This is a genomic window from Rhizobium herbae (genome assembly GCF_019511375.1).
GTDB lineage: Bacteria > Pseudomonadota > Alphaproteobacteria > Rhizobiales > Rhizobiaceae > Pararhizobium > Pararhizobium herbae_A.
On record NZ_JAEUAO010000004.1, the window covers coordinates 174,654 to 188,301 of the forward strand.

Below are 13,648 nucleotides of genomic sequence, written 5' to 3' on the forward strand. Positions count from 1 at the left end.
ATGAGCGGCAATGAGACAATTATGCAGTCGTTTCAGGCCGCGTCCTGCCACAACAGTCGGATTTTCCGGCTTTCGTCCACCGGATCATCGCGAAAAACGGACCCGGCAGCGGTAACGGCTGATTTGCGCAGAGCCTCCTGTCGCGTGATCACCGCCGACAGGAGATGCATGAGGTCCTCGCTTTTGCCGAAAAGGTCCGGCTGCTCGTTGACGAGGGAAGTAAGCAGCGCGAGATCGTTGTGGTGGCCGAGCAGATCGACGACCTCGGTCGCCTCGACCCTCTTTGCATGCATCGCAGAGGGCCAGAGCGGCTGCAGCAGATAGAGGTAGTAGCGATAGTCCTGGCAGCGTTTGCGCAGTTCGTGAAACAGATGCGCGTCCGTCGTGTCCTTGCAGGTCTCGCGTGCCGCCGCGGCGCGCTTCAGCATTTTGCGCCAACTTCTCGCCAGGTGTTTGGCGTTCCTGTCGCCGTCATCCTCGAAAGTCGCATGAGACAGCGCTTCCAGGGCTTGGCCGCAGGTTGCAATCGCCATCGCCACGTTTTCCTCCAGCGGTTTCTCATCAGCCGCAAGTTGGTCGCGCCGGACCGCCAGTATCTTGGCGATCCGCTTCAGTGCAGCGCGCTCCTCGTTGCTTTGTGCGTGCTTGAGCAGATATTGGCAGACTTCAGTCAGAGCCGTCGCATCGCGAAACGTCGAAAGCGTTCTTGCCATGTCCCGTATGCGCGCGTTTTCGGCCTGCCTGAAATCGGGTGCCGCGCTGGCGGTTAGGCGATAGAGGGAACGCAACCGCTTGAAGCATTTGCGGGCATCATGGATCGCTTCCAGCAACCCCTTTGGGCGCTCCGTCAAGGCGGCAATCGCGAGGTTCAGCTGCTCGCTGCCAACCGCCCGGATTTCCTTCGTGAAGTTCTCAGAAGGGTCAATATGATAGGTCATGCTCGCTCTTTGAAGCCAAGGTGGCCAGAAACTGGTTCGAATAGCGTGGGTCGCTGGTCACTTCGGCACCCAGCCAGGCGGGCAGGTCCGGCGCGTCGCCTTCGGCGCCCAACTCGACCTCGGCGATGACGAGGCCTTCATGCGCGCCGCCGTAGACATCGACTTCCCAGACAAAGCCGCCATGCTGCACTTCATAGCGGGTCTTCTCGATGACGAGGCCGATCGCCTTCGCCATCAGTTCCTTCGCATCGGCGACGGGAATGTCATACTCGAATTCGTCTCGCGTCATCGAGCCGTTGGTGATCTTGATCGTCAGCTTGGCGCGTTCGTCGTTCATCAGCCGCACGCGGGCCGAGCGGTCATCCATTGTTACGACATAAGCCTGCAGCAGGCATGTGCCGCGCCCCGCCTCGCTTCTCCATCCGTCGGAAGCTACCAGAAACTTGCGCTCAATTTCCTTGGCCATCGCATTGCTCGCTGCTTCGCGGAGGTCGATTATGCATAGATTACAGGTTTGTGACGCGCTAACAAGCAAGCACTTCGGGTTAGGGGGCGGGTATCGACCCGCTGCGGTGCTCTGTTGTCAAGTCCGCGTCATCCTGCTCGAATAAGCTTCGAAAACGCCCGTTTGTTCTCGACAAAAGCGGACGGGAAGAGTATTCGAACTGCGATTTCAATCGTTTTAAAGCAAAGGCGGCCGGCATGAGCAAGAAAACCGATACACTTCTTTCCGTCCTGAAATTGCAGCCGGTGGTGCCGGTGCTGATCATCGACGACGTCGCAACCGCGGTGCCTCTGGCGCGAGCTTTGGTCGCAGGCGGTCTGAAGGCGATCGAGATCACCTTGCGCACGACGGCCGCGCTCGAAGCGATCCGCGCCGTTGCCAACGAAGTCGAGGGCGCTGTTGCCGGTGCGGGCACCATCCTCAACGCAGCCCAGTACCAGGCGGCGGTAGAAGCCGGCTCCCAGTTCATCGTCAGCCCCGGCACGACGCAGGAACTGATCGACGCTGCCAATGATTCCGACGTCCCGCTTCTGCCCGGCGCCGCCACCGCCAGCGAAGTCATGGGCCTGCGCGAGGAAGGCTACGAAGTCATGAAATTCTTCCCCGCTGAGCAGGCCGGTGGCGCGGCTTACCTGAAGGCGTTGTCCTCGCCGCTCGCCGGCACGCTGTTCTGCCCGACCGGCGGCATCTCGCTGTCGAATGCGAAGGACTACCTGTCGCTGCCGAACGTCGTCTGCGTCGGCGGCTCCTGGGTGGCGCCGAAGGACCTGGTCGCCAAGGGCGACTGGGCCGGCATCACCAGGCTTGCTGCCGAAGCGTTCGCCCTGAAGGGCTGATTGCCGCGCATGGATGCGCCGAAAAGGCCGTGCCCTCGGGCACGGCCTTTTTCGTCTCAGCGTTTGTATTTCCCTCGTCGCATTCCTATGTCTCAATCCGACTTCGACCGGCCAAGGGAGTGTGACCTTATGTTTGACGCGAAGAAATTGCTCGATCAATTCCTGGGTTCGCAGGTCCCGGGCGCCGGCGGCACCGTGCGCGGGCGTGCCGGGCAGGTCACCCAGATGGCCAAGGACAATCCGCTCGCCGCCGGCGCGATCGCCGCCGTGCTGCTCGGTACCGGCGCCGGCCGGGAAGTCACGGGCGCTGCGCTGAAGCTCGGCGGCCTCGCCGCCATCGCCGGTCTCGGCTACCAGGCCTACAAGAATTACCAGGCCGGCAAGGAGCCTGTCGCGCAGCCCGAAGGGCAGCCGCTGCCCGAGCTTCTGCCGCCCCCGGCCGATTCCGGTTTCAGCACCGAACCTGCCGTCGTTCGCAACGATTTCGTCCTCGTCCTGGTTCGCGCCATGATCGCCGCTGCCCGCGCCGATGGTCATATCGACGATGCCGAGCGCGCCCGCATCATGGACAAAGTCAGGCTTTCGGGGCTCGATTCCGAAGCACAACAGTTCCTCGATGACGAGCTGAGCAATCCCGTCGATCTCGACGCGATCGTCGCGGCCGCAACGACGGAAGAGGAACGCGTCGAGCTCTACACCGCTTCGCGCCTTGCCATCGAGCCGGACAGCCGCGCGGAACGCGGCTACCTCGATCTCCTCGCCGGCCGCCTCGGCCTTGCCGATGCGCTGGTCGATCATATCGAGGCGACGGTATCGGCCGCCAAGACGCCCGTTGCCGAACCGAAAACCTCCGTTCCCCGGACCGGCGAGCCGCCGATCAAGTCGCCGTGGTGATCCATCCATCACCACTTTGCATTTGTGCGGATGCCTGAGCTGTCCTATGCCAGCGGCAAAGCTTGAGGAATTCGGCTCGGGTGATCCCCGGGCCGATCCGAGCCGGCTGTGTGGTGTCTCGGGAGAGCAGCAAATGCGCGATTTGACGAATTGGACCGGTTGCCCGGCGCCGAAGCCGGTGACCCTGGAAGGCCGGTATGTCCGCATCGAGCCTTATGATCGCGCCAGACACCTGGCCGCGCTGTGGGCCGCCTTTGGCGGTCTCGACATCAATGCGCGCCTCCAGTATTTCTCGCAGGACGATTTCCGCGGCATCGAGGATTTCGATGCCTGGCTATCCGCCGTCCAGAAATCCGGCTGGATCACCGAAGTGTTCCACGACAAGGTAAGCGGCGATGTCGTCGGCATGGCCAACTACATGCGTCCCGACCCGGAAAACGGCGTGGTCGAGGTCGGGGGCGTCGCGCATTCCTTCGCCATGGCCCGCTCGCCGCTTTCCACCGAAGTACATTACCTGATGGCCAGGCACGCGTTCGAGGATCTCGGCTATCGCCGCTACGAGTGGAAATGCGACAACCGCAACGAAGCGAGCAAGAAGACGGCGAACCGCCTCGGCTTCACCTTCGAAGGGGTTTTCCGCCAGCATATGATTTCCAAACGGGCAAACCGTGATACGGCTTGGTTTTCGATGATCGACGGTGAATGGCCGCAGCTCAAGTTAGCCTTCGAAGCCTGGCTGTCACCGGACAATTTTTCAGCCGACGGAACGCAGAAACGCAGGCTTGAAGATATTCGCGCAGCGCTGGCGCAGAAGGAGACGGCATGACCGCGCCGGAAAAGAAAGACCGCTCGCCGGCCATAGCGGCCGCCATCATCATCGCCGTCGTCGGCTTCGGCTTCTTCATCCTGCCGACGATCATGCTGTCGCTCGGCGATATCTCGCCGTGGCTGGCGGCCGTCGTCGGCGCGCTGTTCGTGCTCGGCTTCTTCCTGATCTTCTGGCTGCGGGCGCGCCACCAGCGGCGACGCGGGCTGTAGGAAGTTCCGGGAGAAGGGCGAAACGGTTTTTCGTGCCGACTTGCTTCGTTCTTCCTCTTCTCCCCGCCGGGGAGAAGGTGCCCGAAGGGCGGATGAGGGGGCGGCTGGCACCGAAGTCGTCGAGAAACCCCTCATCGCCTCGCATACGCTCGGCACTTCTCCCCGCAGGGGAGGAGAGGAAGTCTCACCCCTGCAGCGAGGCCCCGAGCAGCACGACGCCCAGCACCAGCACCAGCAGCGCTCCGGAGATTTCGATGCCATTGCTGATCCGCATCGCCGCGTTTCCGCTCGCGGCATAGCGAACGGCGAGGTCCTTGGCGGTTACTGCCAACGTTGCCAGCACCGAGACGGTAATGGCCGTGCCGATCGACATGGCGAAGACCGAGAGCACGCCGCCGAGATAGAGCCCGTTCAACAGCGCGAAGCTGAGCACGATCAGCGCGCCGGAACAGGGCCGCAGGCCGACGGCGATGATCGCAGACCAGGCTTCGCGCAGCGCGAAGCGATCGCCCTTGAGCATCGACGGATCAGGCGCATGCGCATGACCGCAGGTGTCGCAGACCTCGCCCGGTCCATGGCTGTGGCCATGATGGCCGTCGTGGGAATGATGCACATGATCATGGTGACCATGATCGTGCTGATGGGCGCCGTGGCGGTGATCCTGGCCCAGTGCCGGCACCAGCCGGCGCTCCCGCAGCCCGCGCAGCTTGCGAAACAGCAGCCAGCCACCGAAGGCGGCGATCAGCGCGTAGCTCACCACCTCGAGAAAATGCGTCGCCTCAGTCATCGAGATCGAGGAGCCGCGCAGCACCAGGTAGGCCGCGCCGACCAGCAGGATGGCAACGCCGCCCTGCATCATCGAGGAGAGAAACGACAGGAGCACACCGCGCTTCAGCTCGGTCTCATTGGCGATCATATAGGAGGAGATCACCGCCTTGCCGTGGCCGGGGCCGGCGGCGTGGAAAACACCATAGGCGAAGGAGAGCCCGATCAGCGACCAGAGCTGCCAGGGGTTTTCCCGCATGCCTTTGATCGCTTGCGTCAGCGTATGGTAGAAACGCTGCTGCTCCATGTTCACGAAGGAGAAGAACCCACCGAACAGGCCCGTCGTCTTGAAGGCCGGCTCGGCCGTGCCGATGCCGAGCGGCGACTGGGCGTGGGCCACCGTGACGGCGACAGCTACCAGAGCGAGCGCGATGCCGAGCGGACGCAGGGATTGACGCGCCGTCAGCATTTGAATTCGATCCTCGTCGCAAAGATTTTCGACATGTCCGTCCCCGTCGGGTCGTTGAAGAAGGCGTCGGTGAGGCTCGCCTGGTTCTGCGCCAGAACCTCGTCCGGATCCGGGCGCACCACCTTGTGTTCGCACGCCTTCAGTTGATCGCCGACCGGCACCAGGTCCTCATCGGTCGGAAAATCCATCGCCGTATACATGGTCGGATCGTAGACGCCGAACGACAGGGTGCCCTTGAGCGGCATCGCTTCCGCCGGCTTGACGGCGAACATCAGAAGCAACTGGCCGTCCTTGTAGTCGGCGGTGATCGCGTCGGGCTTGTTGACCTTGATGGTTTTGCCGTTGTCGCTGACCGTCGTGTAGTAATTGTATTCCGCAAGCGAATCGAGAACGGTCTGGCCGACCTCCTGCAACTCGTCGGCATCGAGCTGCGCGTTGGAGTTCTTGTCGAAATCCATCACGACGCTGGACGAAAACAGCTCGTCGAACCGCCAGACATTGCGCAGTTCGGTGATCTGGTTGGTCCCGTCGGCGACGATCTCCAGGCGCGCCTCGGCGAAGATGTGCGGGTGGGCGAGGGCGGCGCCGGGGGCAAGGGAGGCCGCGGCCGCCAGGATCAGGGGCAATGGTTTCATGGTGGTCGTGCTTCCCTTCGCTGCACCGGCGCAGCCGATCGATCTGCCCAATATATCCTGCAATGGATGTCAAATGGGACGGAATTGGGACTTTGCAACGGCGGCAAAGTCGACAATTTCAGGTGTTCTTGCGGAACCAGTTATAGAGGAAATCGACAAAGGTCCGCACTTTCGTCGGCAGGTAGCGCCGATGTGGATAGATTGCATAGATGCCGCGGTCCTTGGGAAGATAGGTTTCCAGGATCGGCACGAGCGTTCCGGCGGCGATCTTCGGCCGGGCGATGAATTCCGGAACGCCCGATATGCCGATGCCCGATTCGGCCGCGCGCACGGCGGCAAGCGGGCTGTTGACCTCGATCGGCCCGCCCACCGGTACGCTGAACGTCGTGCCATCCGGTTCGACGAAGCGCCAGTTGCTGTAGGAGCGACCGTTGGTGTCGATGATGCAGGCGTGCCGCGACAGTTCGGCGGGATGGTTGATCGGGCCGTTCTTTTCCAGAAATGCCGGCGATGCGCAGATCTGCACCTGGAAGTCGTCCAGCTTGCGGGCGATCAGCGTCGAATCCTCCAGTTTGGTGATGCGGATCGCGACATCGAAACCCTCCTCCACCAGGTCGACGAACCGATCGTCGGAGACGATCTCCAGCGACAGTTCCGGATGCGCCTTGCCGAAATCGATCAGCGATTGGCCGATCTCCGCATCGACGAAGGTGCGCGGCGCGGAAATGCGCAAGCGGCCCTTGAGGTCGGAATTGCCGGCGCGCACGAGGTCGGCGAGGTTGTCGATCTCCTTGAGGATTTCGGACGCCGTCCGGTAATAGGTGTGCCCGGCCTCCGTCAGGGAGAATTGCCGGGTCGTGCGGTTGAGGAGCAGGGCGCCGAGCTCGTCCTCGAGTTCGCGCACATATTTGGAGAGTAGCGCCTTGGAGCGTCCGCCGCGACGGGCCGCGGCGGAGAAGCCCTCGGCATCGACCACGTCGATGAACGCGCGAATCCGGGTCAGAGTATCCATCCGTCCATCATTCCTTTTGCACAACTAACGCATTCGATTTGCGCCGCCTTCGGGCGACCGCATTGCACCATCGAACGGCGGTCTTTCGCACTGCCGATATCGCTTGCCGCAATTTGCGAAAGAGGGGGCAGTTTTTTGAAACGAAACCATTGGAAATCAACGGGTTGGTCCATCCGTTCCGGCGCCCCTCATTGTTCATTAAATGTGAACGTCGTGATTGTTTCCGTCCCGGCAAAAAATTCAACAGAAAAACGGGAAAAAATGCTTGATTACGACAGGGTTTTTTCTTATCTCCCACTCAGCCCAAAGTCGCACGTGCCCATGGGTGTCCGCCGAACCCTCGAATTGGTGAGGAAATCGGTAAGGTACCTGGAATTAACCCCTCCAGTCGCTACTCCGGCCAACCGGAAAATGCGAGGACATCTGAAGCAACGACGGTGCGGGCCTTTTTGTTCTCTTCCGGCTTTCCATCAGCCGGGGTTACTGAAGAGGCACACCTTCATTGCCGGAAGTGCGGTAGGGTTCTCCCTCCAATCAATGGCAGACAAAGCCGAACAAAGCTCTTGGCGGGGCGTTGTTCACCATCCGCGCATCGTGCGCATGTCTGGTCCCGGGGTCTCCACCGGCTGGTACCAGGACGTGTTCGCGTATGCCCTTTGTCCTCCGGCTTGCCGGAGCCTAACTGATTGGGGATACCCTTATGACGACTGCACGCATCATCGACTTCCTGAACACCCGACGTCCCGAAGGCCCGTGCCTTGTGGTTGACCTCGATGTCGTGCGCGACAATTTCAAGGCTTTCCGTCATGCCCTGCCGGACAGCTCGATCTACTATGCCGTCAAGGCCAACCCGGCGCCGGAAATCCTGCGCCTGCTCGCCTCGATGGGCTCCAGCTTCGATTGCGCGTCCGTCGCTGAAATCGAAATGGCGCTCGATGCCGGCGCGACCGCCCACCGCATCTCCTTCGGCAACACGATCAAGAAGGAACGCGACGTCGCCAGGGCGCATGCGCTCGGCGTTTCGCTCTTTGCGGTCGACAGCCACGAGGAAGTCGAAAAGATTTCCCGCGCGGCTCCGGGCGCACGGGTGTTCTGCCGCGTCCTGACCGATGGCGAAGGCGCCGAATGGCCGCTGTCGCGCAAGTTCGGCTGCGTTCCGCAGATGGCCGTCGACGTTCTCGTCTACGCCCATCAGCTGGGCCTCACCTCCCATGGCGTCTCGTTCCATGTCGGTTCGCAGATGACCAAGGTCGACGCCTGGGATTCGGCCCTTGCTGACGCCAAGCGCGTCTTCGTGCAACTGGCAAAGCAGGGCATCGAGCTCAAGATGGTCAACATGGGCGGTGGTTTCCCGACCAAGTACCTGCGTGACGTGCCGTCCGCCGAGGCCTATGGCAAGGCGATCTTTTCTGCGCTGCGCAAGCACTTCGGCAACAACTTGCCCGAAACCATCATCGAGCCGGGCCGCGGCATGGTCGGCAATGCCGGCGTGATCAAGTCGGAAGTCGTGCTGATTTCGAAGAAGTCGGACAACGACAACCACCGCTGGGTCTTTCTCGACATCGGCAAGTTCGGCGGTCTCGCCGAAACCATGGACGAGGCGATCCGCTACCCGATCCGCACCGCGCATGACGCTGACGAGATGGAGCCCTGCGTGCTCGCCGGCCCGACCTGCGATTCGGCCGACGTGATGTACGAGAAGAACATGTATCCGCTGCCGATCTCGCTGACGATCGGCGACGAGGTCCTGATCGAGGGCACTGGCGCCTATACGACGACCTATTCGGCCGTCGCCTTCAATGGCTTCGAGCCGCTGAAGTCCTACGTCATCTGACAGGCCTGCTCCGGTTTTTTAAGGCCGGGGCAGCAAGTTCACAATTTTCGTTCATCGCCGCTGATAACGGTATTGGGTACGGGAGGCCAAAATGGCCGCTGTTCTTGATTCTGTCCGCGCGTTCTTCGCGCAGAATGCCTTCACCATCGACGTGGAAAACCCCGGCGACGTCGTCGCGCGGGAAAACCTGCTCGATCGCGCCATGGGGCCGAACCGCCGCCGCAAGTCGTCGGAAGCGCTGCGCCGCGGCCGCGTGCCGGCCGAGGGCCTGGCGCTGGTTGCCCGCGATCCGGACGGACATGTCATCGGTACGGTGCGGCTTTGGAACGTCGAAGCCGGTGTCGGCCGTGACGGTTCGCCGGTCGAAGCCCTGCTGCTCGGCCCGCTCGCTGTCGATGCCGCCCATGAGGGCAAGGGCATCGGCGGCGCACTGATGCGTGCCGCCATCGGCGAGGCGAAGACCCGCGGCCACGGCGCCATCCTGCTCGTCGGCGATGCGCCCTACTACGAGCGCTTCGGCTTTTTCGCCGCCAAGGCGCAGCACCTCGTCATGCCCGGCCCGTTCGAGCGCAACCGTTTCCTGGGCCTGGAGCTGAAGGACGGCTGGCTGGAAGGCGCTGCCGGCATGCTGGTCGCCAGCGGCCGCAAGCTCGCCATGCCGAAACTGCGCCGGGCCGCCTGAGAGGCGCCGTTCGTGGCGCTCGCCACGAACGGGAATTCTCCTGTGCTCAAAATGCCACATTTGCGTTTTGTGGCGTGGCGCTTGATCTGGCTCAAATCGTTTCCGTCTCGTTTCTCCAAATGCTCGTTCCGGTTCTAGTGGCCGATTCGATGCTGAAGGAGAGAATGATGACTATGAAGACGACGGCACCCGGAGCGGTGGCTGCCTTTGCAACGCTGATGTTCGCGGGTGTTGCCACCCACGCCGGCGATCTGACGGCACCGCTGGTCGCACCGGCTGCGTTGGAGGACACTGCGCAAAGCCCGTGGATGATTCGTATGCGGGCTCTCGGCGTCATCACCCACGACAGCGGTTCGGTCGATGGCATTCCGGGGTCGGATCTGTCCTATTCGGATTCGATCACGCCCGAACTCGACATCACCTATTTCTTCACCGACAACATCGCCGCCGAACTTATTCTCGGCACGACCAGTTCCAAGGTCTATACCGAAGGTTCCATCGCTGGACTGGGGCAGGTCGGCAAGGCCTGGCTGCTGCCGCCGACTGTGACGGTGCAATACCATTTCACCGATTTCGGCGCTTTCAAGCCCTATGTCGGCGCGGGCGTGAACTACACCATCTTCTACAATCAATCCGATGCCGGCGCGTTCACGGACCTGAAAATCGACGACACCTTCGGCGCTGCGCTGCAGGTCGGCTTCGATTACAAGCTCGACGAGCATTGGGGTCTCAACCTCGATGTCAAGAAGCTGTTCCTCGAACCGGAATGGAAGGCCAATCTTGGCGGCACGGCGCTATCCGGCAAGGCCAAGCTGGATCCCTGGCTGATCGGCGCCGGTGTCAGCTACCGCTTCTGACCGCCCGATCACGCTGCCGCAAACGGGGACGGCTTCCTGCCGCGCATGAACAAATGTTCCTGGCAAAACAGCCGTTTGCAGAAGGGCGGACGCTTTGTTGCGGCCGTTTTTTCCCCGGGGCGCCGTCTGGTGGCACTCTTGACCTGTCTTCAGGGCGGGAAACCGGGTTCGCGAACCGGCCTCGCCTCCCGGCGCGGTCCGGTCCTGAAGGCGGTGCCGGAGTGATGGGCAAATGCCCGGAAAATCCGGTGCCGGCAGGCAGCAAAGCCTGACACATCTACCAAACCGACACCGCTGCCTGCCCATCCCAAGCAGCGCCGCTCCGGAGCCCGACTGTCTCCGGAGCGGGGTTTCGCCATGCGCGAAATTGACAGCGCCGCCCGGATGAACTACAGGCGATGGCACGGGTGAGAGCCCCGGCCGTCCGCAAGCTTCCAGGCTTTTGGTGAAGTCTCTCGTTCCCAATTCGGTCGTCCATCATCATGGCGTGCGAACGGCGGCAAGGCGGACTCCCTCCGAAAGACGGCACGCTCCTGCTGGAGACCTCTTATGCGCGGATCAATCCCGCTTCCGTCCCTCGATGCCCTGAAGGATCAGGCGAAACGGCTTCGCGCCGGTTTGTCGGCCGAAGGGCAGGATATCACCCACTCGAAATCCCTCGAACTTCTGGCCGCGCAATACGGCTTTCGCGACTGGAACACGCTTCACGCGGTCGCCGGTAATCGCCCGCCGCTCAATCCCTGGATGCTTGGCTCGCGCGTAAAGGGCCATTATCTCGGCCAGCCCTTCGAGGCGAAGATCCTCGGCGTCCAGGCCGTCACCGCCCAGCCCGGCCGCTACCGGCTGACCCTCGACCTGGATGAGGCCGTCGACGTCGTCACATTCGACAGCTTCTCGGCCTTCCGCAAGCGCGTCCACTGCACGATCGACGAAACCGGCCGGACGGTCGAAAAGACGTCGAACGGAAGGCCGCATGTCGAACTGATGTGGTGATCATCGCGCGCCTTCGCGGCCCGCGATGTCTGTTTTCCGCAACAGGAGATCAGGCGGCGATATCGACCACGCCGCAATCGCCGGCTTCCGAGCCGAAAGCGAGTTGCCGGCCGTTCTTGCTCCAGGCCATGGCGGTGATGGCGCCCTTGCCGGGGCGGCGCAGCAGCACTTCCTTGCTGTCTGCGAAGCGGACGACGAGGATCATGCCGTCGGCATAGCCGATTGCCGCGATCTCCTCGACCGGGTGGCAGGCGACCTGGGTGACCATGATATTGGCGCGGGTGCCGAGTTCGAGCGGCGCCTTGCCCATCGGTCCGTCCTTGGCCTGGAAAGGCCAGACGATGGCAGCTGGTGCCCCGGAGGAAGCGAGCCATTTGCCCTTGACCGACCAGGATGTCGATTTCACCTTGGCCGGATAGCCGGTCATGCGCATGTGGCGCGTTTCGGCGCCGGGCTTGGTGTCGAGCTTCCAGCCGTGCAGGGCGTTTTCCTGCATGGTGGTGACGACGAAGCGGCCGTCGGGCGAGAAGGTGACGCCGGTATGGGCGCCCTTCCATTCAAGTGCCGTCGGCTGCCCGGCCATTGCGACCCAGTGGAGCGACACGCCGTTGTAACGGGCAAGCGCGATGCGCATCCCCTTTGGCGCGAAGGCGATGCCTTCGACGGTGCGCTCCTCGGTGAAATCCTTGACAGAACCGTCGGCGAGGCGGACATGCGCCGTCTTGCCGTAGGCATAGCCGACAGACCCCTGCGGGCCGGCGGCGACCTGAGAGATCCATTTGCGCGGGACGCTGGCGATTTCGGTCGTCGTCCCGTCCGCCTTGACGCGCAGCACCTTGCCGTCCTCGCCGCCGGTCAGCAGCGTGTCGGTCGCTTCGTCGCGCACGCAGCAGAGAAGGCCATCGTGGGCTTTCACGGTCTTGTGGCCATGGTCGAGGCGATGGATCAGGCCGGAGGATTCGGCAAAGAACGGCACTTCGCCGAGAAAGGCCACGCCCGCGACGTGGCCTTCGAGATCAAGGGGAGCAACTGTCGGCATCAGTGCGCTGCGGCCTCGGCGGGAGTGGCCTCGCAGGCCTTGAAGGTGCGTTCGAGCTTCTCGCGGTCAAGCTCGCGGCCGATGAAGACGAGGCGGCTTTCGCGCTTCTCGCCGTCCTTCCACCGCCGCTGGTGGTCGCCCTCGATGATCATGTGCACACCCTGGACGACATAGCGTTCCTCGTCGCCCTTGAAGGCGATGATGCCCTTGAGCCGCAGGATGTTCGGGCCTTCCGTCTGGGTGATCTTCTGGATCCAGGGGAAGAAACGGTCCGGATTCATCTCGCCGCCGCGCAGCGAAACGGATTGCACCGTGACGTCGTGGATCGGCGAGGGGCCGTGGTCATGATGATGGTGGTCATGGCCATGATGGTCGTGATCATGATGGTGGTGGTCGTGGGTGCAATCCGGGCCACAGGCGTGGTCATGATCGTGGTCGTGATCGTCCTGATCGAGAAAATGCGGGTCGTTTTCCAGCGCCCGTTCCAGATTGAAGGCACCCTGGTCGAGAACCTTCGTCAGGTCGATCTCGGAGCGTTCGGTCCGATGGATGCGGGCGGTCGGGTTGATGACGCGGACGGTTGCCTCGACCTTCGCCAGTTCTTCCGGCGTCACCAGGTCGGTCTTGTTCAGGAGCACGACATCGGCAAAGGCGATCTGGTCTTCCGCTTCGCGGCTGTCCTTGAGGCGCAACGGCAGATGCTTGGCGTCGACGAGCGCGACGACCGCGTCGAGCTCGGTCTTGGCGCGCACATCGTCGTCCATGAAGAAGGTCTGGGCAACGGGGACGGGATCGGCAAGGCCGGTGGTTTCGACGATGATCGCATCGAAGCGGCCGGGACGACGCATCAGGCCTTCGACGACGCGGATCAGGTCGCCGCGCACGGTGCAACAGACACAGCCATTGTTCATCTCGTAGATCTCTTCGTCGGATTCGACGATCAGGTCGTTGTCGATGCCGATCTCACCGAATTCATTGACGATGACGGCATATTTCCGGCCATGGTTCTCCGAAAGAATGCGGTTGAGCAGCGTCGTCTTGCCGGCGCCGAGATAGCCGGTGAGCACAGTAACGGGAATGGGCTTGGCGGTGGTTGCTTCGGTCATGGGGAAACCTCAAGAAAATTCGGGATGCGTCGGCATCGGTTGGTG

The 13,648-nt window shown here is 62.5% G+C and carries 15 protein-coding genes; 8 read left to right on the forward strand and 7 right to left on the reverse strand.

Annotated features, from left to right (window positions below; all coding sequences use genetic code 11):
• Positions 1-32: 32 nt before the first annotated feature.
• Both JNB71_RS17600 and JNB71_RS17605 read right to left on the reverse strand, forming a co-directional pair.
• Positions 33-938, reverse strand: a complete 906-nt coding sequence (locus JNB71_RS17600; protein ID WP_220373112.1) for a CHAD domain-containing protein — start codon at positions 936-938, stop codon at positions 33-35.
• Positions 922-1,404 carry a CYTH domain-containing protein gene (locus tag JNB71_RS17605; RefSeq protein WP_220373113.1) on the reverse strand — a complete coding sequence of 161 codons (483 nt, stop codon included), beginning with the start codon at positions 1,402-1,404 and terminating at the stop codon, positions 922-924. The genes JNB71_RS17600 and JNB71_RS17605 overlap by 17 nt, the downstream gene beginning before the upstream one ends.
• 236 nt (positions 1,405-1,640) lie before the next feature.
• Here JNB71_RS17605 and JNB71_RS17610 point away from each other — a divergent pair, with 236 nt between their 5' ends.
• The 4 genes from JNB71_RS17610 to JNB71_RS17625 all read left to right on the forward strand — a co-directional run bounded on the left by JNB71_RS17610 (position 1,641) and on the right by JNB71_RS17625 (position 4,211).
• A complete protein-coding gene (locus JNB71_RS17610) occupies positions 1,641-2,279 on the forward strand; it encodes a 2-dehydro-3-deoxy-phosphogluconate aldolase (protein WP_220373114.1) in 639 nt (212 codons plus the stop codon).
• 129 nt (positions 2,280-2,408) lie between these two features.
• Positions 2,409-3,173 (forward strand): tellurite resistance TerB family protein, encoded by a 765-nt coding sequence (locus tag JNB71_RS17615; RefSeq protein WP_220373115.1) that lies wholly within the window; start codon positions 2,409-2,411, stop codon positions 3,171-3,173.
• A 133-nt stretch (positions 3,174-3,306) separates the two neighbouring features.
• On the forward strand, positions 3,307-3,999 hold the full coding sequence (locus tag JNB71_RS17620) for a GNAT family N-acetyltransferase (protein ID WP_220373116.1): 693 nt from the start codon (positions 3,307-3,309) through the stop codon (positions 3,997-3,999).
• Complete coding sequence (locus JNB71_RS17625; protein WP_220373117.1) at positions 3,996-4,211, forward strand: hypothetical protein; 216 nt, start codon at positions 3,996-3,998, stop codon at positions 4,209-4,211. The genes JNB71_RS17620 and JNB71_RS17625 overlap by 4 nt, the downstream gene beginning before the upstream one ends.
• A 184-nt stretch (positions 4,212-4,395) precedes the next feature.
• Here the strand turns inward: JNB71_RS17625 and JNB71_RS17630 are convergent, their stop codons facing one another.
• The 3 genes from JNB71_RS17630 to JNB71_RS17640 form a co-directional block, all read right to left on the reverse strand.
• Positions 4,396-5,445, reverse strand: coding sequence for a nickel/cobalt transporter (locus JNB71_RS17630; RefSeq protein WP_220373118.1), 1,050 nt, complete (start codon positions 5,443-5,445; stop codon positions 4,396-4,398).
• A complete protein-coding gene (locus JNB71_RS17635) occupies positions 5,439-6,080 on the reverse strand; it encodes a DUF1007 family protein (protein ID WP_220373119.1) in 642 nt (213 codons plus the stop codon). Before JNB71_RS17635 ends, JNB71_RS17630 begins: the two co-directional genes overlap by 7 nt.
• A 118-nt stretch (positions 6,081-6,198) precedes the next feature.
• Positions 6,199-7,092: a LysR family transcriptional regulator gene (locus JNB71_RS17640; RefSeq protein ID WP_220373120.1), complete on the reverse strand. Its 894-nt coding sequence runs from the start codon at positions 7,090-7,092 to the stop codon at positions 6,199-6,201.
• Between the two features lie 700 nt (positions 7,093-7,792).
• Between JNB71_RS17640 and odc2 the strand changes: the two genes are divergently transcribed.
• The 4 genes from odc2 (at position 7,793) to JNB71_RS17660 (ending at position 11,458) form a co-directional block, all read left to right on the forward strand.
• Positions 7,793-8,926, forward strand: coding sequence for an ornithine/lysine decarboxylase (odc2, locus tag JNB71_RS17645; protein WP_220373121.1), 1,134 nt, complete (start codon positions 7,793-7,795; stop codon positions 8,924-8,926).
• 91 nt (positions 8,927-9,017) lie between these two features.
• Positions 9,018-9,608, forward strand: a complete 591-nt coding sequence (locus JNB71_RS17650) for a GNAT family N-acetyltransferase (RefSeq protein ID WP_220373122.1) — start codon at positions 9,018-9,020, stop codon at positions 9,606-9,608.
• Between the two features lie 173 nt (positions 9,609-9,781).
• Positions 9,782-10,465 (forward strand): OmpW/AlkL family protein, encoded by a 684-nt coding sequence (locus JNB71_RS17655; RefSeq protein ID WP_220373372.1) that lies wholly within the window; start codon positions 9,782-9,784, stop codon positions 10,463-10,465.
• Between the two features lie 549 nt (positions 10,466-11,014).
• Positions 11,015-11,458, forward strand: coding sequence for a glyoxalase superfamily protein (locus tag JNB71_RS17660; RefSeq protein ID WP_220373123.1), 444 nt, complete (start codon positions 11,015-11,017; stop codon positions 11,456-11,458).
• Between the two features lie 49 nt (positions 11,459-11,507).
• On the opposite strand, the gene JNB71_RS17665 is transcribed toward JNB71_RS17660, so the two are convergent.
• Positions 11,508-12,497, reverse strand: coding sequence for a WD40 repeat domain-containing protein (locus tag JNB71_RS17665; protein ID WP_220373124.1), 990 nt, complete (start codon positions 12,495-12,497; stop codon positions 11,508-11,510).
• Positions 12,497-13,603 carry a CobW family GTP-binding protein gene (locus JNB71_RS17670; RefSeq protein WP_220373125.1) on the reverse strand — a complete coding sequence of 369 codons (1,107 nt, stop codon included), beginning with the start codon at positions 13,601-13,603 and terminating at the stop codon, positions 12,497-12,499. Before JNB71_RS17670 ends, JNB71_RS17665 begins: the two co-directional genes overlap by 1 nt.
• Between the last annotated feature and the right edge of the window lie 45 nt (positions 13,604-13,648).